Annotated in this window: 19 protein-coding genes and 1 tRNA gene; 18 read left to right on the top strand and 2 right to left on the bottom strand. The window is 45.6% G+C overall.

All coding sequences use genetic code 11. The features are described 5' to 3' along the window. Positions 1-653 precede the first annotated feature (653 nt). The 12 genes from AB840_RS07815 to rsmA all read left to right on the top strand — a co-directional run bounded on the left by AB840_RS07815 (position 654) and on the right by rsmA (position 16,393). Positions 654-2,084 carry an amino acid permease gene (locus AB840_RS07815; RefSeq protein ID WP_048514279.1) on the top strand — a complete coding sequence of 477 codons (1,431 nt, stop codon included), beginning with the start codon at positions 654-656 and terminating at the stop codon, positions 2,082-2,084. Positions 2,085-2,119: 35 nt separating this feature from the next. After that, positions 2,120-3,328: an alanine racemase gene (alr, locus tag AB840_RS07810; RefSeq protein ID WP_048514274.1), complete on the top strand. Its 1,209-nt coding sequence runs from the start codon at positions 2,120-2,122 to the stop codon at positions 3,326-3,328. A gap of 116 nt (positions 3,329-3,444) precedes the next feature. Beyond that, on the top strand, positions 3,445-4,617 hold the full coding sequence (locus AB840_RS07805; RefSeq protein ID WP_048514278.1) for a pyridoxal phosphate-dependent aminotransferase: 1,173 nt from the start codon (positions 3,445-3,447) through the stop codon (positions 4,615-4,617). Between the two features lie 270 nt (positions 4,618-4,887). Next, on the top strand, positions 4,888-5,877 hold the full coding sequence (locus AB840_RS07800; protein ID WP_048514273.1) for a Gfo/Idh/MocA family protein: 990 nt from the start codon (positions 4,888-4,890) through the stop codon (positions 5,875-5,877). Positions 5,878-6,086: 209 nt separating this feature from the next. Beyond that, a complete protein-coding gene (gene miaB, locus AB840_RS07795) occupies positions 6,087-7,415 on the top strand; it encodes a tRNA (N6-isopentenyl adenosine(37)-C2)-methylthiotransferase MiaB (protein ID WP_048514272.1) in 1,329 nt (442 codons plus the stop codon). Positions 7,416-7,453: 38 nt separating this feature from the next. Then, entirely contained in the window at positions 7,454-10,024 is a 2,571-nt protein-coding gene (gene mutS, locus AB840_RS07790) for a DNA mismatch repair protein MutS (protein WP_048514277.1), read from the top strand. Continuing rightward, positions 10,021-11,976, top strand: a complete 1,956-nt coding sequence (mutL, locus tag AB840_RS07785; protein ID WP_048514271.1) for a DNA mismatch repair endonuclease MutL — start codon at positions 10,021-10,023, stop codon at positions 11,974-11,976. The genes mutS and mutL overlap by 4 nt, the downstream gene beginning before the upstream one ends. 6 nt (positions 11,977-11,982) lie before the next feature. Further along, entirely contained in the window at positions 11,983-12,771 is a 789-nt protein-coding gene (locus tag AB840_RS07780) for a class I SAM-dependent methyltransferase (protein ID WP_053078148.1), read from the top strand. Then, positions 12,764-13,717 carry a tRNA (adenosine(37)-N6)-dimethylallyltransferase MiaA gene (gene miaA / locus AB840_RS07775; protein ID WP_048514270.1) on the top strand — a complete coding sequence of 318 codons (954 nt, stop codon included), beginning with the start codon at positions 12,764-12,766 and terminating at the stop codon, positions 13,715-13,717. The genes AB840_RS07780 and miaA overlap by 8 nt, the downstream gene beginning before the upstream one ends. 22 nt (positions 13,718-13,739) lie before the next feature. Beyond that, positions 13,740-14,990 carry a methionine gamma-lyase family protein gene (locus tag AB840_RS07770; RefSeq protein ID WP_048514275.1) on the top strand — a complete coding sequence of 417 codons (1,251 nt, stop codon included), beginning with the start codon at positions 13,740-13,742 and terminating at the stop codon, positions 14,988-14,990. Beyond that, positions 14,983-15,543, top strand: coding sequence for a ribonuclease M5 (gene rnmV / locus AB840_RS07765; protein ID WP_048514269.1), 561 nt, complete (start codon positions 14,983-14,985; stop codon positions 15,541-15,543). The genes AB840_RS07770 and rnmV overlap by 8 nt, the downstream gene beginning before the upstream one ends. After that, the gene (rsmA, locus tag AB840_RS07760) at positions 15,530-16,393 is read left to right on the top strand and encodes a 16S rRNA (adenine(1518)-N(6)/adenine(1519)-N(6))-dimethyltransferase RsmA (protein WP_048514268.1); all 864 of its coding nucleotides are present in this window, start codon (positions 15,530-15,532) and stop codon (positions 16,391-16,393) included. Before rnmV ends, rsmA begins: the two co-directional genes overlap by 14 nt. A 96-nt stretch (positions 16,394-16,489) precedes the next feature. Here rsmA and AB840_RS07755 read toward each other — a convergent pair whose 3' ends face one another. Next, complete coding sequence (locus AB840_RS07755) at positions 16,490-16,843, bottom strand: MerR family transcriptional regulator (RefSeq protein ID WP_048514267.1); 354 nt, start codon at positions 16,841-16,843, stop codon at positions 16,490-16,492. Between the two features lie 174 nt (positions 16,844-17,017). Between AB840_RS07755 and AB840_RS07750 the strand changes: the two genes are divergently transcribed. The 6 genes from AB840_RS07750 (at position 17,018) to AB840_RS07725 (ending at position 22,791) form a co-directional block, all read left to right on the top strand. Next, a complete protein-coding gene (locus AB840_RS07750; RefSeq protein ID WP_048514266.1) occupies positions 17,018-17,593 on the top strand; it encodes a TlpA family protein disulfide reductase in 576 nt (191 codons plus the stop codon). 304 nt (positions 17,594-17,897) lie between these two features. Beyond that, positions 17,898-19,301 carry a radical SAM protein gene (locus AB840_RS07745; protein ID WP_048514265.1) on the top strand — a complete coding sequence of 468 codons (1,404 nt, stop codon included), beginning with the start codon at positions 17,898-17,900 and terminating at the stop codon, positions 19,299-19,301. A 128-nt stretch (positions 19,302-19,429) separates the two neighbouring features. Next, positions 19,430-19,506 (top strand) — tRNA-Val (locus tag AB840_RS07740). A gap of 699 nt (positions 19,507-20,205) precedes the next feature. Next, positions 20,206-20,712, top strand: coding sequence for a hypothetical protein (locus tag AB840_RS07735; RefSeq protein WP_048514264.1), 507 nt, complete (start codon positions 20,206-20,208; stop codon positions 20,710-20,712). A gap of 319 nt (positions 20,713-21,031) precedes the next feature. Continuing rightward, positions 21,032-21,853, top strand: a complete 822-nt coding sequence (locus AB840_RS07730; RefSeq protein WP_048514263.1) for a transketolase — start codon at positions 21,032-21,034, stop codon at positions 21,851-21,853. Then, complete coding sequence (locus AB840_RS07725; protein WP_048514262.1) at positions 21,853-22,791, top strand: transketolase family protein; 939 nt, start codon at positions 21,853-21,855, stop codon at positions 22,789-22,791. The genes AB840_RS07730 and AB840_RS07725 overlap by 1 nt, the downstream gene beginning before the upstream one ends. A 58-nt stretch (positions 22,792-22,849) precedes the next feature. Here AB840_RS07725 and AB840_RS07720 read toward each other — a convergent pair whose 3' ends face one another. Continuing rightward, a complete protein-coding gene (locus tag AB840_RS07720) occupies positions 22,850-23,743 on the bottom strand; it encodes a DMT family transporter (RefSeq protein WP_048514261.1) in 894 nt (297 codons plus the stop codon). Positions 23,744-23,834 lie beyond the last annotated feature (91 nt).

The raw sequence follows: 23,834 nt of genomic DNA, 5'->3' as shown, positions 1-23,834 counted from the left end.
AAGAAGGGCTCGTTCTCCAGCGAGGAATCTGTCTTCAAGGTTCTCTATCTCAGGGTAAAGGAACTCTATGCCAAGTGGGAAGGGCATCATATCCAGAACTGGGCGATGGTCAGAAACCAGTTGGCTATGGATGATAAGCTGCAAGCTCGTATCCTGAAATACGAGAAATTTTAAAGCCAGCAATCACTGGTAACGCATCTTCTTTTATGATACCTAAAAAAACTTACACACTTAACTTGACAAACCCAACGATGTAACGGTTTATCATGAAAATGAATTCTTAATATTGATACTGCGTATTTGATACTGTGAATATTGCTAAAACGTTTAAATAACGGTAGATAAATCATTTACATATATCAAATAATATGACAGTAATATTTATATGAATACAAATTATTTACTAATAATTTTATATTAAATTAAAATTAGATTAAAAATTACTAAAAAAATGGACTTATTTTAGAAAAGAGATTATAATTAAAATGCAAAAATAAATTACGTATAAATCATGTTTAAACTAACTATTAATTATTGAAAATGACTTTTTATGCACGAAGCGGCCGCTCGTGGTCATGCTTTATACGTCCTTGGAATATCGGAAAGAAATTGACAGTGCGTTAGATTATTTATATGGAAAGAGGTGCAAATTTATGAGTGACCAAGACACCACCAAGGTTGTACATGAAGAGTTGAATCGGGGATTGCAGGAACGCCATATTCAGTTAATTGCATTGGGCGGGGCTATTGGCGTTGGATTATTTTTAGGCTCTGCGTCCGCAATTGAAAAGGCTGGTCCCGCTGTTGTTGTTGCCTACATGGTTGCCGGTATTGCCATATTTTTTGTTATGCGTGCCATGGGTGAAATAACGATTGAATATCCTGTTTCAGGCTCGTTCAGTGCGCATGCGTACCAGTTTTTAAGTCCGTTGGCAGGATATGTGTCTGGTTGGAATTACTGGTATGTATGGGTCGTTACCTGCATGGCAGAAATTACCGCTGTAGGGGTATACGTTCATTTGTGGCTGCCGGATCTGCCGCAGTGGATTACCTGCCTGATTGCCCTGGCACTTATGACGTGTGCCAATATGATTTCCGTCAAAGCGTATGGCGAATTTGAATTTTGGTTTGCGTTGATCAAGATTGTTACTATTGTGTTCCTGATTATATCTGGTTGCGGTATGATTTTCTTCGGATTGGGGAACAACGGGGTGGCTATCGGTCTCAGTAATCTGACGGCCCATGGCGGCTTTTTCCCGAATGGGATCAGCGGGGTGTTCAGTACGCTGCTGATGGTGCTGTTTGCCTATGTTGGCATTGAAGTTATCGGGGTGACTGCCGGGGAAGCCCATAATCCGGAAAAAACCTTATCTGCGGCTATTGATAAGGTACTGTATCGAATTCTCTTATTCTATATTTTGGCATTGCTTGTTATTATGTCCTTATACCCCTGGGACCAGATCGGTCACCGCGGCAGTCCTTTTGTTATGGTCTTTGAAGAACTGGGGATTGGCAGTGCGGCTCATATTATAAACTTTGTAGTTATTACTGCGGCCTTGTCTTCCTGCAACTCTGGCGTGTACAGCACCGGACGGATGTTGTATAATCTGTCCCTGCTGGGAACGGCACCTAAATATTTCTCTGCCGTCAGTGCCAATAAGGTTCCCTATCGCGCGATTATCATTTCTGTCATGTTTATGCTGATAGGTGTTGCGCTGAATTACTTCCTGCCAGCAGCCGTGTTTGAAATTGTCACGTCTGTCAGTGCGTTTGCCTGCATGGTCACATGGATTATGATCCTGTTTTGTCAGATGAGCTATCGCAAATCTATTCCGGTTGATCAACGGGATAAAATTCGGTATAAAATGCCTTTCAGTCCGTATTCAAACTATTTTACGATTCTCTTTTTTGCAGTTGTTCTTGTGTCAGCTCTGTTTAGTGCTAATACACGAATTGGCATTATTGCAACCGGTATCTGGCTTATCGCATTGATTGCAGTATATTATATTGCAGGGATCAATAAACGGGACAGAGTAGAACTGGCTCACTATGAAGGAGATGCCACGGATCCTTCTAATCGCTGAAACAATGCGGGATAACTAAGCTCGGTAGAAAGAAGATGATACGTGTGGAGATTCATTTTATTGAAAATGATTTTAAAAGAAGGCCGGTTTGGGCGCAGATTGATCTGGATGCGGCCGGGTATAATATGCGGAATATACGAAAAATGACGGGCCCGGATATTTTGATTGCGGCTGTTGTTAAAGCAAACGCATATGGACACGGGGCTGTCGAAGTGGCGAAAACCTTTCTGCGGGAAGGCGCGGACCGTTTGGCGGTGGCGTGCCTGGATGAAGCAGTAGAACTCCGGCATGCAGGCATTACTTCCAGAATTATCATCTTAGGCCACACTGACGGCCGGCGTGCCGAAGAACTGATTACCTATGGCGTGGATGGGGCAGTATTCCGCTATGTGGATGCCAAGCAGTTTTCTGATGAAGCGGTCCGTCAGGGGCGTATTGTCAATCTGCATATTGCGGTAGACACCGGTATGGGGCGTATCGGGTACCGGCCTTGTGAAGATAGTGTCGAAGAAATCCAGAAAATATCTATGCTTTCAAATGTTGTTCTGGATGGTTTGTTTACTCACTTTGCCGTTTCCGACATGGCTGGCCGGGAGGATACTGATTTTACAAAAAAACAATATGAACAATTTTCCTGGTTCCGTAAACGACTTGCTGAACAGAAAGTACCTATTCATTATTTTCACTGCTGCAATAGTGCCGGTGTGGTAGAGTTTCCTGACTTGCGTAGTGATATGGTGCGGCCTGGAATCATTCAATATGGCTACGATCCCTCACATGAAGTCAGATGCAGAGACTTCATACCCCGTCCTGTCATGTCACTGCGCTGCTGTGTGACATATGTCAAAATAATTCATGCGGGAGATACCGTGAGTTATGGCAGGCATTTCAAAGCAGAAAAAACGACAAAAATCGCGACACTGCCTCTCGGATATTCTGATGGCTACCCAAGGCTTTTATCAAACCGGGCGGAAGTGCTCATTCATGGCAGACGGGCACGGCAGGTGGGAAATATTTGTATGGATCAGTGCATGATTGATGTCACGGATATTCCTGATGTCCAGTCAGGCGATGAAGTGGTTTTATTTGGCAGTCAGGATGGCGTGTCACTTCCGCTGGAGGAATTGGCCGATTTAATTGGGACAATAGACCATGAAATTATTTGTAATATTAATCGCAGGGTTCCCCGGGTATACGTAAAGGATGGCAAGATTGTACGAAGCTTGGAGTATCTGTTTGATTAAGCAAGTATACATACCGGCCAGTGCATGTAAAAAAGAGATGCATGCAGGCCCGCATGTCCATCAATCGTTTTGCAGACTATATAATAATCATTGAATTTAATAAGGCGGTGTATACTATGAATTGGGAAAGTAAAACGGCTTCAAACGTTACGCAAATCAAACCTTCTGGTATTCGTAAGTTTTTTGATATTGCGGCACAAGTCAAGGATGTGCTGTCATTGAGCATTGGTGAACCAGATTTTGCCGCTCCGGACAAGGTGCTGGAGGCAATGAAGACCAGTCTGGATCACAAGGAAACAAGTTATACAGCGAATTCGGGAATGATTGAGTTACGTGAAAGTATTGCGGCATATTTTTCCACTCATTATGGTGTTGATTATGATCCTAAAGATGAAATACTTGTTACTGTAGGGGTATCCGAAGGCTTAACGATGGCCTTGCTGGCATATACGGAGCCGGGCGATGAAGTCCTTATTCCTGATCCGGCATATGTGGCGTATCCTGCTGCCGTAGAGGTGGCAGGCGGAAAAGCCGTATTTGTTCCGACCTATGCGAAAGATGATTTTAAACTGACCGTGCAGTCACTGGAAAAAGTGGTTACGCCAAAAACCAAAGCCATTGTTATTGGATATCCCAACAATCCGACAGGTACGGCGATGACGGCTGAAGAATTACTGCCTATTGCCGAATTTGTGAAAAAACATGATCTTGTTGTTATGGCAGATGAAATTTATTGTGAATTAGTATATGGGGATGTGAAGTTTACTTCCTTTGCTAAATTGCCGGATATGCGGCAGCGGACTATTGTGTTTAACGGGTTTTCCAAGGCTTGGGCCATGACCGGCATGCGTCTTGGCTATATCTGCGCGCCTCGTGAAGGACTGGCCCCGATTCTCAAACTGCATCAATACGCAATCATGTGCGCAAATACACAGGCGCAGTTCGGTGGTATTACCGCGCTGAAGGAATGCGATGAGGAAGTACAAGAAATGCGGCAAGAATATGACCGCCGCCGCAAGGTTATTTATAAAGGCTTATGCGATATGGGGCTGCCTGTATTCGAACCCAAAGGGGCATTTTACATTTTCCCGGATATCCGTTCAACCGGAATGACGTCGTCTGAATTCTGTGAAAAGCTGGTGCAGGAGGAAGAAGTAGCGGTAGTGCCCGGTTCCGCGTTTGGTGATAACGGAGAAGGGTTTGTCCGCATCTCCTATGCTGCTAGTATGGAAACTATTGAAGAAGCGATCAAACGGATGGCACGGTTCGTTAAAAAATATCAAAAATAAGAGATGTGCTGATGGATCGGGTGTTTTTTGCCGGCCGGCATGATTCTTTTTACTTGTATAGCAGGGCAGATGCATATCATCATTTGTCCTGCTATTTTAATGTATTATAAGTATATAGTATGTGATGCACGGATGAGGGGACAGAAGGCAGTGACGGACACTTTGAGTGGGCTATGTATATTTTATGAGAAGGATTGACAAATTCAATACTGCCAGTATACAATAATTATGTTGAATTGGTTATACCATTTCGCTCTGGGAGGTATACAAATGAAAAATTACCGTTGGGCTACTTTGGGGTGTGGTGTCATTGCCAATCAATTGGCCGACGCGATGCATAAAAAAGGACGGCAGCTGTATGGCGTAGCAAACAGAACGCATGCAAATGCAGTTTCTTTTGCAGAACAACATGGAATTCCTGTTGTTTATGATACAATTCAAGACCTCTTTGCCGATAAAAATGTGGATGTTATTTATATTTCGACACCGCATAATACGCATTTTTCATATGTATGCGAAGCGCTGCGACAGGGAAAGCATGTATTATGTGAAAAGTCTATTATGTTGAATGCACAGGAACTGCAAACTGCGGCAGCCATAGCCGAAGCGAATCAGGTGGTTTTGGCGGAAGCCATGACTATTTATCACATGCCTTTGTATAAAAAGCTTCGTGAAATAATGGCAGACGGTATACTGGGACCGCTGCGCATGATTCAGATGAATTTCGGCAGCTACAAGGAATATGATATGACAAATCGATTCTTTAATCGGTCTCTGGCAGGCGGCGCCCTTTTAGATATCGGTGTGTATGCGCTTTCCTTCGTCAGGTGGTTCATGGCAGAGACTCCGGGGCAGATTGTGTCACAGGTGAAGTTTGCGTCCAGTGGCGTAGATGAACAGGCCGGTATTCTGCTGATGAATTCCCGACAGGAGATGGCTGCTGTCTCCCTGTCGCTTCATGCCAAACAACCTAAGCGCGGTATGATCGCATATGATAAGGGCTATATAGAAATTTATGAATATCCCCGGGCGGATAAGGCTGTGATTACCTATACAGAGGATGCCCGACAGGAAATTATTTCCAGTGGGAAACGTGATGATGCGTTATGGTATGAAATCCGGGATATGGAAACATCATTGTCGGGAGAAACCGATGAAATGCACCTGCAATATACGGCGGATGTTATGGACATCATGACGCAGATAAGAAGCTCATGGAGAATGACATATCCGGAAGAGCAGGGAAAAGACACTATGTAAAGAGAAAACGGCCCGGACTTTTTATAGGTTGCGTTCATTCTGCTGAATTGACCTTTTCAGAATGCATAAAAGACATGGATGAAAGATACCTTTTGAAAGATGAACCGGCCGGAGACGGTTCCTTTTTTATTGCTTATTTCCTTTACTATATGGTATTATATAATGTAAAACATTATTAAAGATATATATATAAACGGAGAGAATATACAATGGATGCAATGAAAAATAAATTCTGGTTTATTCAGACGTACGGGTGTCAAATGAACGAAAGCGACAGCGAACGCTATGCCGGCCAGCTTGAGGCGTTGGGATATCATAAGACTGAGGATATGGAATTAGCAGATGTCATTTTACTGAATACCTGCTGTGTCCGCGAAACGGCGGAGGGGAAAATTCTGGGAAAAATAGGTGAATTAAAGCATTTGAAAGAACGGAACCCCGCTTTACTTATTGCTGTTACCGGCTGCATGGCACAAGAGTGGCAGGATAGACTTTTTGACAGAGCGCCGCATGTCGATTTGGTCATTGGCACGCATAACATCCACCAGCTGATTACGCTTATTGAAGAGCGGCAGAAGGCTTCGGATCATTATTTGGCAGCTGATATGGATATACCGGCTTTTCATGATTTACCGGCAAAACGGTTTCAGAAATTTTTTGCCTGGGTGCCTATTATGAATGGCTGCAATAAGTTTTGTACATACTGTATTGTGCCATATGTACGGGGACGGGAGGTAAGCCGCCCTGTAGCTGACATTGTTAAGGAGATTCGTCAGATTGCTGCCGAGGGATATAAAGAAATCACTCTTCTGGGACAGAATGTAAATTCCTATGGAATGGATCTGAAGGATGGCACGGACTTTTCGTATCTTCTACAAGCCGTCGATGCTATCGATGGCATTGAACGGGTGCGATATATGACGAGTCATCCCAAGGATATGACGTTTGCCATGATTGATGCGATTGCTGCAAGCAAAAAAGTCGTGAATCATATGCATTTGCCTATTCAATGCGGGTCGGACGAGCTGTTGAAAAAAATGAACAGAGGATATACAACGGACCATTACTTGGAATTGGCAGCGTATGCGCGCAAACGGATACCTGATTTGGTACTTACGACAGATATTATTGTCGGATTTCCCGGTGAAACAGAAGCGATGTTTCAGGATACGCTGCATTTGCTGAAGCGTGTTCAATACGACATGGCGTATACCTTTATCTATTCGCCGCGGACCGGTACTCCCGCAGCTAAGATGCCGGATCAGATTCCGCAGGAAGAAAAAAGTCATCGCCTGCAGCGGCTTATGGATGTGCAAAATGTGTTTAGTTTGGAACATAATCAAAGCATGGAGCATCAGGTCTATGATGTGATTGTAGAAGGCCCGACAAAGAATGATGAAAATAATTGGTTTGGCAGGACGACAGGAAATAAGATGATTATTTGGGAAAATGACGGAACCGCAGCTGTCGGTGACACGGTTCCCGTTGCTGTCGACAAGGGCCAGACCTGGGTGTTGAAAGGACATTTAGTTCACTGAGGAGGCATATGTTGTCAGAAAAAGTAAAATTAACTCCTATGATGAAGCAGTATTTAGAAGTCAAAGAGCAATGCAGGGACGCCATACTATTTTTTCGGCTTGGAGATTTTTACGAAATGTTTTTTGATGATGCTCTTACGGCGTCGCGGGAACTGGATTTGACGCTGACCGGCAGGGCCGGCGGCGATAAGGAAAGAGTGCCGATGTGCGGTGTTCCCTTCCATTCGGCAGATGGGTATATCGAGCGCCTGGTCCATAAGGGGTATAAAGTAGCTATATGCGAACAGATGGAAGATCCTAAATTAGCCAAGGGAATTGTCAAGCGGAAAATCATCAAGGTGATTACGCCGGGGACGATTACGTTGGAAAATGCCGTGGCGTCAAAGAATAATAACTATATTGGCTGCTTGTGCGAAAAAGAGGATGTAATGGCGATTGCGCTGATGGACGTGACGACGGGAGAATGCGTATGGTCGGTTTGCGCTGCGTCAGTCAGCGAGGATACGATTCTTGATATTCTTTCCGTGTATGAGCCCAGTGAAATGATTTATTCCCGTAAGGGAGATCATATTAATTCGGTTATGGCGTATCTGCGCAATCGCATATCACAGTGCACGGTGACGGCTTTCGATGAGCAGACGGATGTTGATTATGAAGAAAAAGCGTCTGAATATTTTCAGCAGACGGACTTTGCCGCAGCCCGGCAGGCCGGGATGTGCATTGGAATTCTTCTGACGTACGTCCGTGAGGTTATGCAGTCAGACATATCCCATATTAATTCTCTGGAACCCATTGATAACGGGCGGCGTCTTGTCATGGATGCGTCGAGCTTGCGGCATTTAGAAATAACGCAGAATGTCCGTAATGGTGGGCGCAAGGGCACACTTCTGGATGTGCTGGACAAAACCAACACCGCTATGGGGGGACGTCTTCTGCGTAAATGGCTAGAGGCGCCGCTGGTGCGTATTTCCGATATCATATTGCGGCAGGATGCCGTCGAAGATATTCTCAGTCATGAAATCATGCGGCAGGATATGCATGATGCGCTGGATGGAATTTATGATTTTGAACGGATACTAACGCGTATCGAAACAGGTACGGCCAGTCCCAAGGATATGGTGGCCCTGCGGGAATCTCTGGCTAGTATTCCCCAATTAAAAACCGTGTTGGACGGCGGTGCCGCAGAGCTTTTGAAACGGCTGAACAGTCGTGTCAGCACACATCCGGAGGTATATGATATTTTATGTCAGGGTATCAAGGATGATCCGGGAGTTGTGATCCGTAACGGCGGTGTGATTCGGGATGGTTTTTCTGCTGAACTGGATGAGATTCGTTCGATTTCGGCTAACAGTCATGCGTATTTGCAGAATTTAGAGGAACGGGAAAAAGAAAAGACCGGTATCAAGCTGAAAATCGGCTATACTAAGGTGTTTGGTTATTATTTTGAAATTTCTCATGCCAATACCAAGGCCATACCGGATTATTATGTCCGTAAACAGACCTTAGTCAATGCAGAGCGATATATAACGCCGGAATTGAAGGAATTTGAGGTCAAGGTCCTGACGGCACAAGATCAGATGCTGGTGTTGGAATATAAATTATTTGCGCAGATACGACAGCAGATACAGGCGTATATTCCGGCTATGCAGGAAACTGCCAGGTCGATTGCGCGTGTGGACTGCTTATACAGTCTGGCCTGCGCAGCGCATGACAATCGATACATTCGGCCGGGCTTGAACAAGGATACTGTCATTTCTATTAAGGAAGGGCGGCATCCTATTATTGAAAGATATTTAAAGGATGAATTATTCGTACCGAATGATGTGACGTTGGATCATAATGACCATGAAGTTCTCGTTATTACAGGCCCCAATATGGCAGGCAAATCGACCTATATGCGGCAGGTTGCCGTATTGGTCCTGATGGCGCAGGCAGGGTCGTTTATTCCGGCACGTGAAGCTTCTATCTGCCCGGTGGATAGAATTTTTACCCGTATTGGTGCCAGTGATGATATATTGACTGGGCAAAGTACGTTTATGATGGAAATGAGAGAAGTTTCGTATATTTTGAAGCATGCGACATCTCACAGTCTGCTGATTCTTGATGAAATAGGTCGTGGCACCAGTACCTTTGATGGCATGTCTATTGCCAGAGCTGTTATTGAATATTGCTTGAAGCATATTCATGCGCTGACCTTGTTTGCGACGCATTACCATGAGCTCATCGCTATGGCCGACGATTCTCAAAAGATAAAAAATTATACCGTTGCCGTTAAAGAGCGCGGTAAAAACATTAAATTTCTGCGCCGCATTGTTCCCGGTGGAGCGGACCGCAGCTATGGGCTGCATGTCGCGCGGCTGGCTGGTTTGCCTGACGGTCTGCTGAAGCGGGCAGACGTTATTTTAGCTGATTTAGAAGCGCATGGCAATGCGGCTGTTCCCGCGATCAGGCCGGCGGCAGCGGCGGCTCCCGTGGCAGATAGTCTTTTTGTCAGCCCGGTGCTGGATAAACTGCTGCATGTCGATGTGACGAGTCTGACGCCGATTGAGGCAATTTCTTTCTTGTATTCTCTGCAAAATGAAGCAAAAGAAGGAAGTGGTATGAAGTGAGTTCTATCATCAACGTATTAGACGAAAAAACACGCAATAAAATTGCAGCCGGCGAGGTTGTGGAACGACCGGCCTCCTGCATCAAGGAATTGGTGGAAAATGCAATTGATGCCAGTGCGTCGGCTATTGAAATCGAAATAGCCGACGGCGGGCAATCCTATATGCGTATAACCGATAACGGCAGCGGCATGAGTGCGGAAGATGCTCATAAATGCATCATTCGTCATGCGACAAGTAAAATCAGCACGGTAGAGGATATCTTTGCTATCAGTTCGCTGGGCTTTCGCGGTGAAGCGGTGCCCAGCATCGCTGCCGTATCTCATATGCAGATTACAACACGACGTCCTGAAGACGACTTTGCAACGCATTTGATTTTAGAGGGTGGCACGATCAGCAGTGAAGATCAGGCAGGAGCTCCTGTCGGGACGACGATGGAAGTTAGTGATTTATTTTATAATACACCGGCGCGGCGGAAGTTCATGAAAAGTGAGCGAACCGAAAGCTCTAAAATCAGTGAAATGATTACCAAGCTGGCTTTGGCGCAGCCGGCCATTCAGTTTACCTTTACGAATAATGGCCGCACCTCTTTGCATACTGGCGGCAGTGGTGACCTGAAGGATACGATTGCCAATATCTACGGGGCGGATCTGGCCAGGGAAATATTTTCCATTACCTATGACAGTGAAGGCTTGCGTATTGAAGGATATGTGGGAAAGCCATCTGTGTTGAAAAGCTCGCGGGCTTGGCAGACCTGCATTGTCAATCACCGGATCGTCCATAATCCGGTGATGTTCAAGGCTGTCGAAAACGCATATCATGCCATGCTGCCTAAAGCCGGCTATCCGTTTGTTATGCTCCATCTCCATACAGATCCGGGAGCCATAGATGTCAATGTCCATCCTTCCAAGACAGAAATCAAGTTTGCAGATGAGCAGGTCATATACCGGGCGATTTATCATAGTATTATTTCGGCACTGGTAGCACAGGAAACACCGGAAAATATAGCGACGACAATGGATTTGCAGCCTCGTCAGGTGCGGCATATAGAAGCGGCAGAAACCGAATTGGAGCTGCGCGGCCAGTCGGAAAGACCGCAGGCGGAAGCACAGGTGCTTTCTTTTGAAGCGGGTCCTGCGCCGCATTCCGTTCCTGATGCGCCTGCCGAAACCGGATTCTACAGCCAGCAATCTGCAGACAGGATAAAAAATGATTCGTTGGGGGAATCATCGTCTCGGCCATATAGTGCGGCCCAAACGGATCTGCATACCCCGCTGGCGGTACCGACAGCTAGCCAGACGGCCCAATTTCATCAAGCGCTGGCACAAAACGAGGAGGAGGCAGCTGTACAGAAAGACCATCCGGGTATTACCTTTGAAGGGGATGAAGATGTATTTATTCCTTTGGGAGAAGTAGCTGATTGCTTTATTATTGCAAAAAAAGGGCAGGATCTGTACATCATTGATCAGCATGCGGCTCATGAACGGGTACGGTATGACCGGTTCTGCCAGCGTGTTGAACGCATGCCGGGCCAACAGCTTCTGACCGCAGAATTTATTGAAATGGATGCGGAGGATATGACGCTGCTTGCAGAACGAAAAGATGTATTTGCGGATTTGGGGTATACCTACTCTGAGGCAGGACCGACGACTTTGCGGATCGAAGAAGTGCCCTGCGACCTGCAGACAAGTGATATTGCCGGATCTATTCGGGATATCTGCCAGGCTCTTCATGAAAATGGGACGCCGGACAAGGCGGTGCTTCGTCATCGATCCTTGGCCTATTTATCCTGCCATGGTGCCATCAAGGCTGGCGATACTTTGAATATCCGGCAGATGAAGCAGCTTTTGGAAGAATTATTTCATACGGAAAAACCTTATGTATGCCCTCATGGCCGGCCGATTATCGTACGGTTTACACCGGATGAACTGGCAAAACTATTTAAACGGACGTAGGCTGTTATGATATATGTAGTACCTTCTTTGAAGGCCAATGCCGGATTGATCACAGAGGCAGCCCGATGGGCCGGCTCTATAGGAGCTGTTTTCGCGGCGAGGCAGGGTAGATCGGAAATCAGGCTGGCAAAGGATTATGGATCTTGCTTTCTCGTTTATACGTCGCGGGGACCGCAGATTGTCCGGGACGAGGGCACGCATTTTTTTAGTCTTAATATGGCCGAACTGCGGATTCAGCATATTCGTCAGGGTAAGCCGGATCATCTGTTGGAAGCCTTGGGAGCTGCCGGGCCGGTACGCCTGTTGGACTGTACCTGCGGGTTTGGCGCTGATTCTATCGTAGCATCCTTTGGATTGCCGCAGGGATCGGTCGTTCATGCCATGGAGGTCTCGCCTCTTTTAGCGGCAGTGACCTCCTGGGGCTTTTCTGATTTTGTGCATGCGCATCACGATGTGACAGCGGCGCTGCGGCGTATACAGCTTCGAACCGGCGATTATATGGCGTATCTCAGAAATGAGACGGCGCCAGTATATGATGTGTTGTATTTTGATCCTATGTTCGACCATCCCGTAGCTTCAAGCTGTCATTTTCAACCTGTTCGTGCCATTATGGATCATCATGCACTGACTTTAAAAACAATAGAATACGCCATGAAAAAAACACGGCGACGTGTCGTTATCAAGGGCCGATCCTTTCGGGAGCTGGTGCAGGCTTTTCCGGAGGCTAAATTATACGGAGGCAGATACAGCCGCATTGGCTATGCTGTTTTGGAGTGTGAGTCTACTAATGGATAAAGTAATTGCGATTATCGGGCCGACAGCCGTTGGCAAAACGGCCTTGAGCTTTGCTCTGGCCCAGTATTTTCATACCGATCTTGTATCCGGCGATGCGTATCAGATTTACCGGCGTATGAATATCGGAACGGCCAAGCCATCTTTAGAAGAGCTGCGGCGCTATAAGCACTATCTCATTGACGTGGCAGAGCCGAATGAACCCTACTCTGCCGCTTTATTCTGCCATATGGCAGAGCAGGCCGTGCAGGCTATTCATCAGGAAGGTAAGCTGCCTATCCTTGTCGGGGGAACCGGTCTCTACGTCCAGGCTCTGCTGGAAGGGTTTCAGTTTGATGGCTCAAAAGTCAGCGAGGCGCTGCGGCAGCAGGCGCGCCATCGTATTGCGTCTTTTTCAGATGGAGAACTGCAGGACTATATAAAAAAAAATACATCTTGGCAGCCGCCGGATTGGCATGAATTGTTTGCGAATACACATCGTCTGGTACGTTTGATGGCTGCTATTGAGCAGGGAGAAGGTTATGACTTTGTGCGGGCGGGAAAAGCCCCCCGGTTTGCATATGATGCGTTTGTGGTAGGCCTTACCCTTCCCAGGGAGATTTTATATGAGCGCATAGAACGCCGCGTCGATAGCATGCTGCAGTCCGGCTGGATCGAAGAGGTGCAGGGCCTTCTGGACAGCGGTGTTTCAAGAGAATGCCAGGCCATGCAGGCTATCGGATATGGTGAAATTGCGGCGTATCTGGATGGAAACAGCACCCTGCAGGAGGCGGCCTGCCAGATAAAAATACGGACCCGTCGTTTTGCCAAGAGACAGATCTCCTGGTATAAGCGCATGCCGTATATACATTGGTTTGAAAAAAATAGGTATGCCTCGGAGGATGCTTTGGCAGCGGCGGTCATCCGTCAGCTTCCCTGGCAGCAAGAAGGCGTGCATAGTGGATTATAGAAAGGATATGGATTTTTTGGCTATGGATTTGGAAACAATTAGAAAAGATGCGATGGCTTCTTGCGCCGGACAGTTTGAACGAATTGACACGATAAGCCTGCATAATACGCAAAAGGTATTGCAGGCTTATAAGGACGCGCGGCTTTCTTCGTATCAATTTGCAGGAACCTCCGGCTATGGCTATAGTGATATGGGCCGGGAAAAACTGGATGAAGTATTTGCCCGTGTATTTAAAGCGGAAAAGGCGCTGGTTCGTCCGCATTTTGTGTCAGGCACTCATGCTCTGGCAACGGTTCTCTGTGCCTTATTGCAGAAGGGGGATCGGATGCTTTCTCTTATCGGCGCTCCGTATGATACGATGCAGGGCGTTATAGGCTATGCCCGTCAAACACCCCGTTCTTTGATAGAAAAGGGGGTCGTATATGAGGAAGTGCCGTTAAAAGACAATGCCTTTGATTTGCAGGCAATTGAAGCCGCTGTATCTGCCAAGCAGCCCAAGCTTGTTCTTATCCAGCGGTCTCGTGGATACAGCACACGGGCGTCTTTGAATATTTCAGATATCCGCACTATTATTCGTGCTGTTAAACGGGCCAGCTCTAAAACAATTTGCTTTGTTGATAACTGTTACGGCGAATTTGCTGCCGAAGAAGAACCCATTGAGGCCGGTGCGGATATTATTGCGGGTTCTCTTATCAAAAATCCCGGCGGCGGGATTGCTCCCACCGGCGGATATATTGCCGGCCGGGAGGATTTGGTCGGCGCCGCCGCTGATTATTTGACGGCACCTGGGTTGGGCGGAGAGCTTGGCTCGTATGCTGCCGGATACCGTCTCTTTTTTCAGGGATTTTTTATGGCACCGCACGTTACCGCACAGGCGATTAAGGGCGCTGTCTTTGCGGCAGCCGTTTTTTCCAGGCTGGGTTTCCGTGTATCGCCAGATCAGGAAGAACCGCGCTATGACCTGATCCAGACTATTTATCTGAAAAATGAGAAAAATATGTGTCTTTTTTGTGAAGGAATACAGTCTTTTTCTCCCGTTGATGCTCATGTTACGCCGATTCCAGACGATATGCCCGGCTACGCTGATAAAATTATTATGGCGGCAGGTGATTTTGTACAAGGCTCATCTATTGAATTATCCGCTGACGGACCGATACGGGCCCCTTATATGATCTACCTTCAAGGGGGCATTGTTTTTGAACACAACGTGCTGGCTATATTGCGTGCGGCCGATTTCATTTTACAGCATGCGGAGGGATCTGACCATGATTAAAGAGGTTCTCGTCGTCGAAGGAAAATCAGATGTGGCTCGTATTCATGCCAGCCATATAGAAGTGGATATGATTACGACGGATGGATTTTGTCTGCGTCCGGAAACGCTTACGCAGATACGGTATGCCTACGAAAAGAGAGGTATTATCATACTGACCGATCCCGATAGGGCAGGAGAGCAGATCCGGGCGTATCTAACCGAACGATTCCCGAATGCCAAGCATGCCTTTATTCCCCGCAAAGATGCTATTGCCAACGATGATCTAGGCGTTGAACAGGCTTCGGAAGCGGCGATTCGTTTGGCCTTATCCAAGGTGCGTTGTGCCGTATATGAGCCGGCCGCGGATTTTACGATGGCAGATCTGCTGGCCGTCGGGCTGAACGGCACCCCAGAAGCCGCAGACAGGCGCGCCGCATTAGGAGCCATACTTGGTATCGGGTATGGCAACAGCAAACAGTTTTTAAAACGGCTCAATCATTTTGGGATTACCCGGGAAGAATGGGATCGGGCCGTTTGTCAAATAAATGAGGTGAATGATAGTGAAGGATGTTGATTTATCTAATCCTGAGGTAGTCCGCTATATTGTGAATCGATTTGGGCTGCGCATGAATAAAAAACTAGGTCAGAATTTTCTGGTCCGCCATTCCGTTGTTGATGATATTGCAGACGCGGCTGATCTTGCTGAAGGTGATCCGGTTTTGGAAATCGGACCGGGGATCGGAACCTTATCGCAGGCGTTGGCGGAAACCGGTGCGGAAGTCACGGCGGTGGAATTGGATGAACGCCTTTTGCCTGTACTCGATAAAACCTTGGAGCATTATCCCAATGTTCATATTATCCACGGCGATATTATGCGGATCGATATTGAAGAAGTCATGCACCACAAGCCGTTTACGGTATGCGCCAATTTGCCTTATTATATTACGACGCCCATTATTATGAAGCTCTTGGAGGAGCATTTACCGATTGAGAAAATTGTTGTCATGGTGCAGCGTGAAGTAGCTCAGCGTATGGTATCCGGTCCGGGAAGCAAAATTTATGGAGCTTTGTCTGTTTCTGTTCAGTATTATACGGAGCCGCACCTGCTGTTTGAAATTCCTCCCAAGGCTTTTATGCCGGCCCCTGAAGTAACCTCTGCAGTTGTTTCGCTGGATGTACGTAAGGTACCGCCCGTACAGGTCAAGGAAGAACAGCGATTTTTTCAGGTTGTCAAGGCAGCGTTTTCTCAGCGCCGCAAAACCTTTGCCAACACACTCAAAGCAGCTGGATTGTCCAAGGAACAGGTATGTATGATATTGGAAGCGAGTGAGATTGATGGCGGCCGCCGGGGAGAGACGTTTACGCTTGATGAATTTGCAAAAGTGGCCGATGCATGGACGGCATTAGCGGCTGGCAGCAAATAAGACAATAAAAAGCTGGTTTATAAAGAAAAAAGCAGCAATTCTGCAACAGATATACTGTCGGAATTGCTGCTTTGTATACGTTATCAGGAGGAAGGGTCAGGTATTCCATGTATCGTAGGTTTCTATTTTTCGATTTAAATGATCCAATGCGTTCTGCATGGTGTCCATGCGTTCCTTCAGATGATTTCGTTCTTTGATCAGAATTTCCTTGCGGGCTTTTCGTGTGTTGTCACCTTGACGATACAACGTGATATATTGGATGAGTCCGTCAATCGATACATTAGCTGCCCGCATGCATTTAATAAACGCAATAGTTGCGCAATTCTTTTCAGAATAGTTGCGAATCCCGTTTTTGTCGCGGGGGACTTCCTGAATCAGGCCGATTCGTTCGTAATAGCGCAGCGTATCTGACGTCAGCCCATACAATTCACTGACTTCTTTGATTTTCATTTTATCGCCTCCTCGTTTATCCTATACTATACAGGATGGAGTACACTCTAAGTCAAGAAGCGGCTACAATTTGCCACTTGTTATTAAAAAATTTGGAAAAGAGAGTACTAAAAAATAGTTAAATGGAAAAAATTGTGATATACTGATAAAAAATTAATCAGCAAGGAATTTTCTATGAAATATAAAGAGAATACCATAAGAAACAAGATCCTTTTTGTGATTGCCATACTTTGTGCTGCATGCATCCTGTTATATTGGCCCGGAAAAGATGTCAGTATAGCAGAAAAGGAAGACATAAAAAAAGCAGAAGAGGCTATGCTGTCTGAGACGGAAATGCTGGCTCCCGATTTTGTACTGACCGCAGCGGATGAACATACAGTCAACATGAGAAAGCTGTATAATGAGCAACCTGTGTATCTCTTGTTTTGGATGTCAGGAAGTGAGGCATGCAAAGAGCAGCTGGCGGCGGTACAGCGTGTTTGGAATACCTATGGGAAGAATATATATTTTGTTGTTGTATCGCTGGATGGGAACAAACAGGATGCAGCAGCTTTTATGCAGGATGTTCTCCCGGATAGGCCGTTTTATATGGCTTCCGTTTCTGTGGCTGACGATTATGGTGTTACAGCGGTTCCTTCTTCCGTATTGATTGCTAAAGGCGGACAAATTGCAAGGCAACATACCGGGGTGATGAGCGGCAGAGAATTGGCGTATTTCATTGAAAAGAGAATGCATGATGCTGCACCGTAACTTTTCTAGTATATTATATTTATACACATATTGTTATATGTACAGTAAAAAAGTATACTAATAACAACAGCAGTACCGTGCGAGTGTCGCATAGGAGAGCCAGATTCTTCTTTTGCGGCATATGCAGATAGAGATACTGAGCTTTTTTATAACTGATTTGTTTAATCCTTCATTTTTTACAGCATTTAACATGGCGTACAACGTGTTATTGGTTCTCTAACTCATATTCTTATGTCAAAATGTACTGCGACATACAGTACGAAGGGTTACTTGTAAGAGAAGAGGACAGATGGAGTGATGCGGTATGAATGCAATTAAAAGTAAAGTGACTCGTATGGTATTAAGCAAAAAATTAGAGTTGGCGATGCGGCATATGAGAGATGATCCTACAACTGGAATGCATAATGTGATGGCGTTGGCCAGTACCTATTTTAATTCTTCCTTTTATGACCGGAATTTGTTGGGGAAAAATGCTTTTTCATATATGAGGGAATACTTGCAAAAACCGCAGTCTAAATGGTGGAAATATGCCAGAAATTTATTACAAGATACAGATCTGCATGTGTTGAAAACATTTATTTTAAATATGGCATATGAAGCGGGGTATCGAGGAAATAATTTGCGTCATCAATTGATGGTTTCCCAAAAGTGCAATATTCCATGGGCTATTCTTTTTGATCCGACTTCTATGTGTAATATGAATTGTACAGGGTGTTGGGCTACTGAATATGAACACACAATGAATCTAAGTAATGAGGATATGAATAGTCTTGTGCGGCAGGGCGAAGCAGTAGGATGTCATTTTTATTTACTTACTGGTGGGGAACCTTTGATACGAAAAAACGATATTATTACCCTGGCCAAAAAACACCCTACCAGTGAATTTCATGTGTTTACGAATGGAACTTTAATTACGGATGCATTTTGCGAATCTGCAGTGACTGTTGGAAATCTATCCTTTTCATTGAGTGTAGAAGGCTTTGAAGCGGCAAATGATGAGCGGAGAGGACGGGGAAGTTTTCAGCGTACCATGAAGGCAATGGAAATCTTACGCCGGCATCGTCTGTTGTTCGGCATTTCAGTTTGCTATACTAGACTTAATTATAAAGATGTAACGTCAGATGATTTTTTTGATATGGTCATTCGTGCAGGCTGTAAATATGCATGTTTTTTTCATTATATGCCGGTAGGAAATGATGCTGCTACTGATTTATTGTTAACGCCGGAAGAACGAACCTATGTATATCATCGCGTTCGTGAGATCCGGTCAGAACAATGCCCTAAATTGTTTTTTACTATTGATTTTCAAAATGATGGGGAACTTATCAATGGCTGTATTGCCGGAGGACGATCTTATCTTCATGTCAACGCCAACGGAGATATTGAACCGTGTGTCTTTATTCATTATTCAGATACGAATATTCATACCGGCACATTGCTGCAAGCACTTCAAAATCCATTATGCATGGCGTATCATAAATGTCAGCCTTTTAATGATAATTTGTTGCGCCCTTGCCCTATGTTGGAAAATCCCGCTATACTGCCGAAAATCATTCATGAATCAAATGCGCCCTCGACAGATTTGCAGTCGCCGGAATCACTAGAACACTTATGCGAAAAATGTCAAAAATATGCTAAAAGATGGAAATCAGCAGCAGCTGTACTATGGCGAGATAGGGGCCATGAGACAAATCATAGATCGCACTAATCTAAAGGACGGGAACATACTTTTATGCGCATGGCAATGTATCACTTAGGATACAGGTGCCTTGGTAATAAAAATTCTTGACAGGGGTACCATATTCCGGTATACTTAAAAAGTCGCATGAATCGCATGGGGGTATAGCTCAGTTGGTTAGAGCGTTACGTTGACATCGTAAAGGTCAGTGGTTCGAATCCACTTATTCCCACCATATTGTGCATGTATAGTGCCGAGGTATTTCGAGAACAAATTTCCTCCAAAAATTCGTTCCAGTTTTATGATAAAAAGCGGGCTATGCACGGCGGCGGTTAAAGTCAGTCAGGATGACAGCAATGTCATTTTGACTGACTTTTTTTTTCTTTTGATAGACAGGCGTATTAAAAAAGGCTTGTATCCTGATGATTTGAATGAGGAATAGTATACGTTAAGGAACATCTGGCTATCATTCAAATCATTTGACCAGGTAAGAAGGAGGAGAGTATAATAATCATGAAAAATAAATGGCGGCATCATAGCTGCGGGGGGAGTTGAAAATATAACAGCGGTTTATTGTTGATGCGGATGTAATATGATGTAATATATAGATATAACAAAAAAAGGCGTGCCATAGTACCATAGACTCATGCATACGTACCCTTCGTGAGATGAGTATCGTTACCGTACAGCATTTTTTTCTTTTAACAGGATGGCGGATATTCGGTATACATGCCTTACTTTTAAAACATAGTGATTTGGAATCGGGTGATTAGTTTTGGAAAAGTGTCCTTATTGCGGCAAGTGTATGCGTTGAGAAGGTCTATAAAAATATATAAAAAAAAACCAATTCGGCAGTATCAGGAATCGTAGTGAGGACAAGATTTGCAGTATTGTTGTTTTTAGCTTTTGATTATTTATGAAGGGTGGCTACGCTATGCCATATGAAAAGCCTGATTCAGAACAGTTCCTCGACAGCAGATTTTATCCGAGTCATAAAGCGCCATCGGGGAAGCATGGGAAAAAGAAGTTCGTTGTGTTGCTTATCGTTATCCTATTGGGAGGCATTGGATTTTATGCATGGAATGTATTCCATGATGTGTCAGAAGAGACATTGTATGAAGAGGCAGTGACAGAGGCCAGGGCTGGGCAATGGAAGCAGGTTGTGTCAATGACAAGGGAATATATGAATGGGCCTGAAGGAAAACTGAAAGATTTACATATGTATGGAATGACAAAAGTTTTTATACAAAATGGGCAATTGGCGGCAGCCGAAAGGGCATTGGCCACTATTCCCGATGATTTTGACGATACGTTTACGGCGGATATTAAAAAGCTGAAAAATGATATTCCTGAAATGAAAAAGGAGCAGCAAGACAAAAGCGGCAATGCTGAGGATTCACAAAAGGGAATTTCTGGTGGGATGGATGATCAGATGAAATAATATAGAAAGCGATGCGTACGTATACAATAACGGCATATTTTGTTTGACTTACGTGTATAATCATTGTACAATAAACGTGACAAAGGAAGTGATTGTTATGTCAGGACTTATAGGCATTATCATCGCAGCTCTTGTTACGTTTACGATTTATATGCTGTATATCAAACTGACCAGACATTGAGTTGGCTGTTTGTTTTGTTCGTAAAAAACGCATTCGTATCGAAGCGAGCTATATACTGATACGGTGCGTTTTTTTTTGTGATATTATATTTTGTTTTATAATGCAGTATAAACGCTTTCATATAGGAGGCATGTATAGATGATGAATGAGCTTCAACAGTTATGCAGGCAGATCCGTAAGGATACGGTACGATCCATTTATCTGGCCGGTTCAGGTCATCCCGGCAGCTCGTTGTCGGCAGTGGAAATCTTAGTGACCTTGTATTTTACGGATGTATTTCACTGTTTTCCTGATCAGCCTCAGCAGCCGCAGCGGGATCGCTTTATCTTGTCCAAGGGGCATGCTGCGCCGGCGTATTACAGTGTGTTAGCGCACCGGGGCTTTTTTTCGGAATGTCAGCTAAGTACGCTGCGGGTGATAGGCAGCGCACTTCAGGGACATCCCAATATGGAAAAGCTGCCTTGTCTGGACTGTTCCGCCGGGTCTTTGGGACAAGGACTGTCCATTGCTAACGGCATGGCGTATGCCTTTAAATACCGGCACGAACCGCAGCGTGTATATTGTCTTATCGGAGATGGTGAGCAGCAGGAAGGACAGATTTGGGAAGCGGCGCTGTTTGCGCCACAGTATCAGTTGGATAATGTGTGTCTGATTGTTGACTGCAACGGCATGCAGCTGGTTGATGCTGTTGATGATATAAAAAATATGCATCCGATGGATAAAAAATGGCAAAGCTTCGGCTGGCATGTTATCAAAACGGATGGGCATGATATAGGGGCTCTTCATGACGCATTTATACGGGCAAAGAAGTGTAAAGGCCGTCCGACTGTGATTTTGGCGCATACGGTCAAGGGCAAGGGCGTTTCGTATATGGAAAATCAGGCCAAATGGCATGGAACCGCCCCTAATGAGGCGCAGTACAAGGAAGCTATGAGAGAATTATCCAGGGAGGTGCCATAATGGAGGGTGTACCAATGCGTGACGGCTATGGGCAGGCTCTGTTGGAGCTGTGCCGTCTCCACGAGAATGTTGTGGTTGTCGATGCCGATGTAGCCAAATCGACGCGGACAGAATGGATACGTGAAAAATATCCTCAAAAATATATCAATATGGGAATATCAGAGCAGGATTTAGTGGGTACAGCCGCAGGGATGTCTTTAGCAGGAATGGTTCCCTTTGTATCGACATACGGCGTGTTTCTGGCCGGCCGGGCGTGGGATCAGATTCGAAATACGGTCTGCTATAACAGCTTGAATGTCAAGCTGGGCGGTGCGCATGCCGGTATTTCTGTCGGACCGGACGGGGGGACGCATCAGGCCTTGGAGGATGTGGCACTTATGCGTGTTATTCCCAATATGATGGTAGTGGTTCCTTGTGATTACAAGGAAACGTTTAAAGCGACGATGGCTGTTTATGACAGGCAGGGCCCGTCGTATATCCGCTTTGGCCGCAGCGCCGTACCTGTTATCACAGCAGATGAAACGCCGTTTGAGCTGGGAAAGGCCGCTGTGTTTCGGGACGGGGCAGATGCCACTATTTTTGCAAACGGGATAATGGTGTATCAAAGCTTGAAGGCCGCCGCGGTATTGGAAAAAGAAGGGATATCCGTACAGGTTGTCAACGTCCATACTGTCAAACCGCTGGATGCAGAAATGATAGCGGCTTGTGCGGCTAAAACGCAGGCCGTGGTTGTATGTGAGGAGCATCAGTGCATAGGAGGCCTGGGAAGTGCCGTATGTGAAGTGTTGGCACAATGCTGCTGTGTTCCTGTTGAGCTTGTAGGCATAAAAGACCGATTTGGTGAATCGGGCAGTCCCGATGCACTGCTAAAAGCGTATGGCTTGAGTGATCTGGATGTGATAGCGGCAGTACAACGGGTGCTACGGCGAAAAAAGTAACATATAAAAATGCTTCAGCTGCGCAGATGCCCGGCTGAAGCATTTTGTAATATCTGATTTATGCTTTTTTTAGTTGAAAAATGACTTTGCTGGGGATCTGGGCCGTAAAAATACCGATTGCCATAAGACCGCAGCCTATGAGCTCCCGCGTTGTTAATAGTTCTCCTAAAAGAAGGAAGCCAGCGGCAGCGCTGAAGATCATTTCAAAGCTGCATAGCAGAGATGCTTCCGTAGGCGGAACTTTTTCTTGTCCTAAAATCTGCAGTGTAAAGCCGGCTCCGCTGGAAAGGATGCCGCAATATAATAATGGGATAGCGGAAGCAAGAACCGCGCCAAGAGTCAGTGTTTCATTGGTGATGAGCATCGCGGCAAGATTATACAGGCCGCAGGCAACAAACTGTCCTAGTGCCAAATCTATTCCGGAAAAATAACGGACGCACTGAGAAATGTATAAAATGTGAAGTGACCAGAACAATACGCCCGTGAGCTCCAGCAGGTCGCCAATGTTGATGGCCTGACCGTCACTATGAAAGGCCAATACGTACAGGCCGGCAAAGGAAACAACGCAGCCGCCCACATGAGACAGCCGCAGCGGCTGCTTTATCAGAAGGCCCAATAGCGGGACGGCAACAATGTACAGAGAAGTAATAAATCCGGCCTTACCGGCTGTTGTATATATCATGCCGATCTGCTGGCAGGAGGCGCCGGCAAAGAGCAGAAACCCTAAAAGCAGGCAGGCAGCCGGCAGTGGCAGTTTGCAAGAATGAATCGGCCGCTCCGTTTTGTTGATGTTATGATGCCAATACACTATGGGAAGAATTGCGGCTGCGCCAAGTAAAAATCGCAGGCCGTTAAAGGCAAAGGGGCCGATGGTATCTGTACTGACACGCTGTGCTACAAAGGCACCGCCCCAAAATAAGGAAGCTCCCAAAAGCATTAATCTGTATTTCATGTCTGTCCTCCTCTATGCATTTACGTATGTAGTATCATATGACATACAAAGACCATTATATCATGAATGCCTATTGAATGATAGAATGGCA

This window comes from Megasphaera cerevisiae DSM 20462 (assembly GCF_001045675.1).
Taxonomy (GTDB): domain Bacteria; phylum Bacillota; class Negativicutes; order Veillonellales; family Megasphaeraceae; genus Megasphaera; species Megasphaera cerevisiae.
This window is presented reverse-complemented; position numbering and strand designations above follow the sequence as displayed.

Bases quoted from the DNA above. Each gene is read 5' to 3' on its own strand.
- AB840_RS07815 (WP_048514279.1), top strand. From the start codon at position 654: ATGAGTGACCAAGACACCACCAAGGTTGTACATGAAGAGTTGAATCGG.
- miaA (WP_048514270.1), top strand. From the start codon at position 12,764: ATGGATAAAGTAATTGCGATTATCGGGCCGACAGCCGTTGGCAAAACG.
- AB840_RS07770 (WP_048514275.1), top strand. From the start codon at position 13,740: ATGGATTTGGAAACAATTAGAAAAGATGCGATGGCTTCTTGCGCCGGA.
- AB840_RS07735 (WP_048514264.1), top strand. From the start codon at position 20,206: ATGCCATATGAAAAGCCTGATTCAGAACAGTTCCTCGACAGCAGATTT.
- AB840_RS07750 (WP_048514266.1), top strand. From the start codon at position 17,018: ATGAAATATAAAGAGAATACCATAAGAAACAAGATCCTTTTTGTGATT.
- AB840_RS07805 (WP_048514278.1), top strand. From the start codon at position 3,445: ATGAATTGGGAAAGTAAAACGGCTTCAAACGTTACGCAAATCAAACCT.
- mutS (WP_048514277.1), top strand. From the start codon at position 7,454: ATGATGAAGCAGTATTTAGAAGTCAAAGAGCAATGCAGGGACGCCATA.
- AB840_RS07725 (WP_048514262.1), top strand. From the start codon at position 21,853: ATGGAGGGTGTACCAATGCGTGACGGCTATGGGCAGGCTCTGTTGGAG.
- AB840_RS07745 (WP_048514265.1), top strand. From the start codon at position 17,898: ATGAATGCAATTAAAAGTAAAGTGACTCGTATGGTATTAAGCAAAAAA.
- AB840_RS07720 (WP_048514261.1), bottom strand. From the start codon at position 23,743: ATGAAATACAGATTAATGCTTTTGGGAGCTTCCTTATTTTGGGGCGGT.
- AB840_RS07755 (WP_048514267.1), bottom strand. From the start codon at position 16,843: ATGAAAATCAAAGAAGTCAGTGAATTGTATGGGCTGACGTCAGATACG.
- AB840_RS07780 (WP_053078148.1), top strand. From the start codon at position 11,983: ATGATATATGTAGTACCTTCTTTGAAGGCCAATGCCGGATTGATCACA.
- alr (WP_048514274.1), top strand. From the start codon at position 2,120: ATGATACGTGTGGAGATTCATTTTATTGAAAATGATTTTAAAAGAAGG.
- miaB (WP_048514272.1), top strand. From the start codon at position 6,087: ATGGATGCAATGAAAAATAAATTCTGGTTTATTCAGACGTACGGGTGT.
- rnmV (WP_048514269.1), top strand. From the start codon at position 14,983: ATGATTAAAGAGGTTCTCGTCGTCGAAGGAAAATCAGATGTGGCTCGT.
- AB840_RS07800 (WP_048514273.1), top strand. From the start codon at position 4,888: ATGAAAAATTACCGTTGGGCTACTTTGGGGTGTGGTGTCATTGCCAAT.
- AB840_RS07730 (WP_048514263.1), top strand. From the start codon at position 21,032: ATGATGAATGAGCTTCAACAGTTATGCAGGCAGATCCGTAAGGATACG.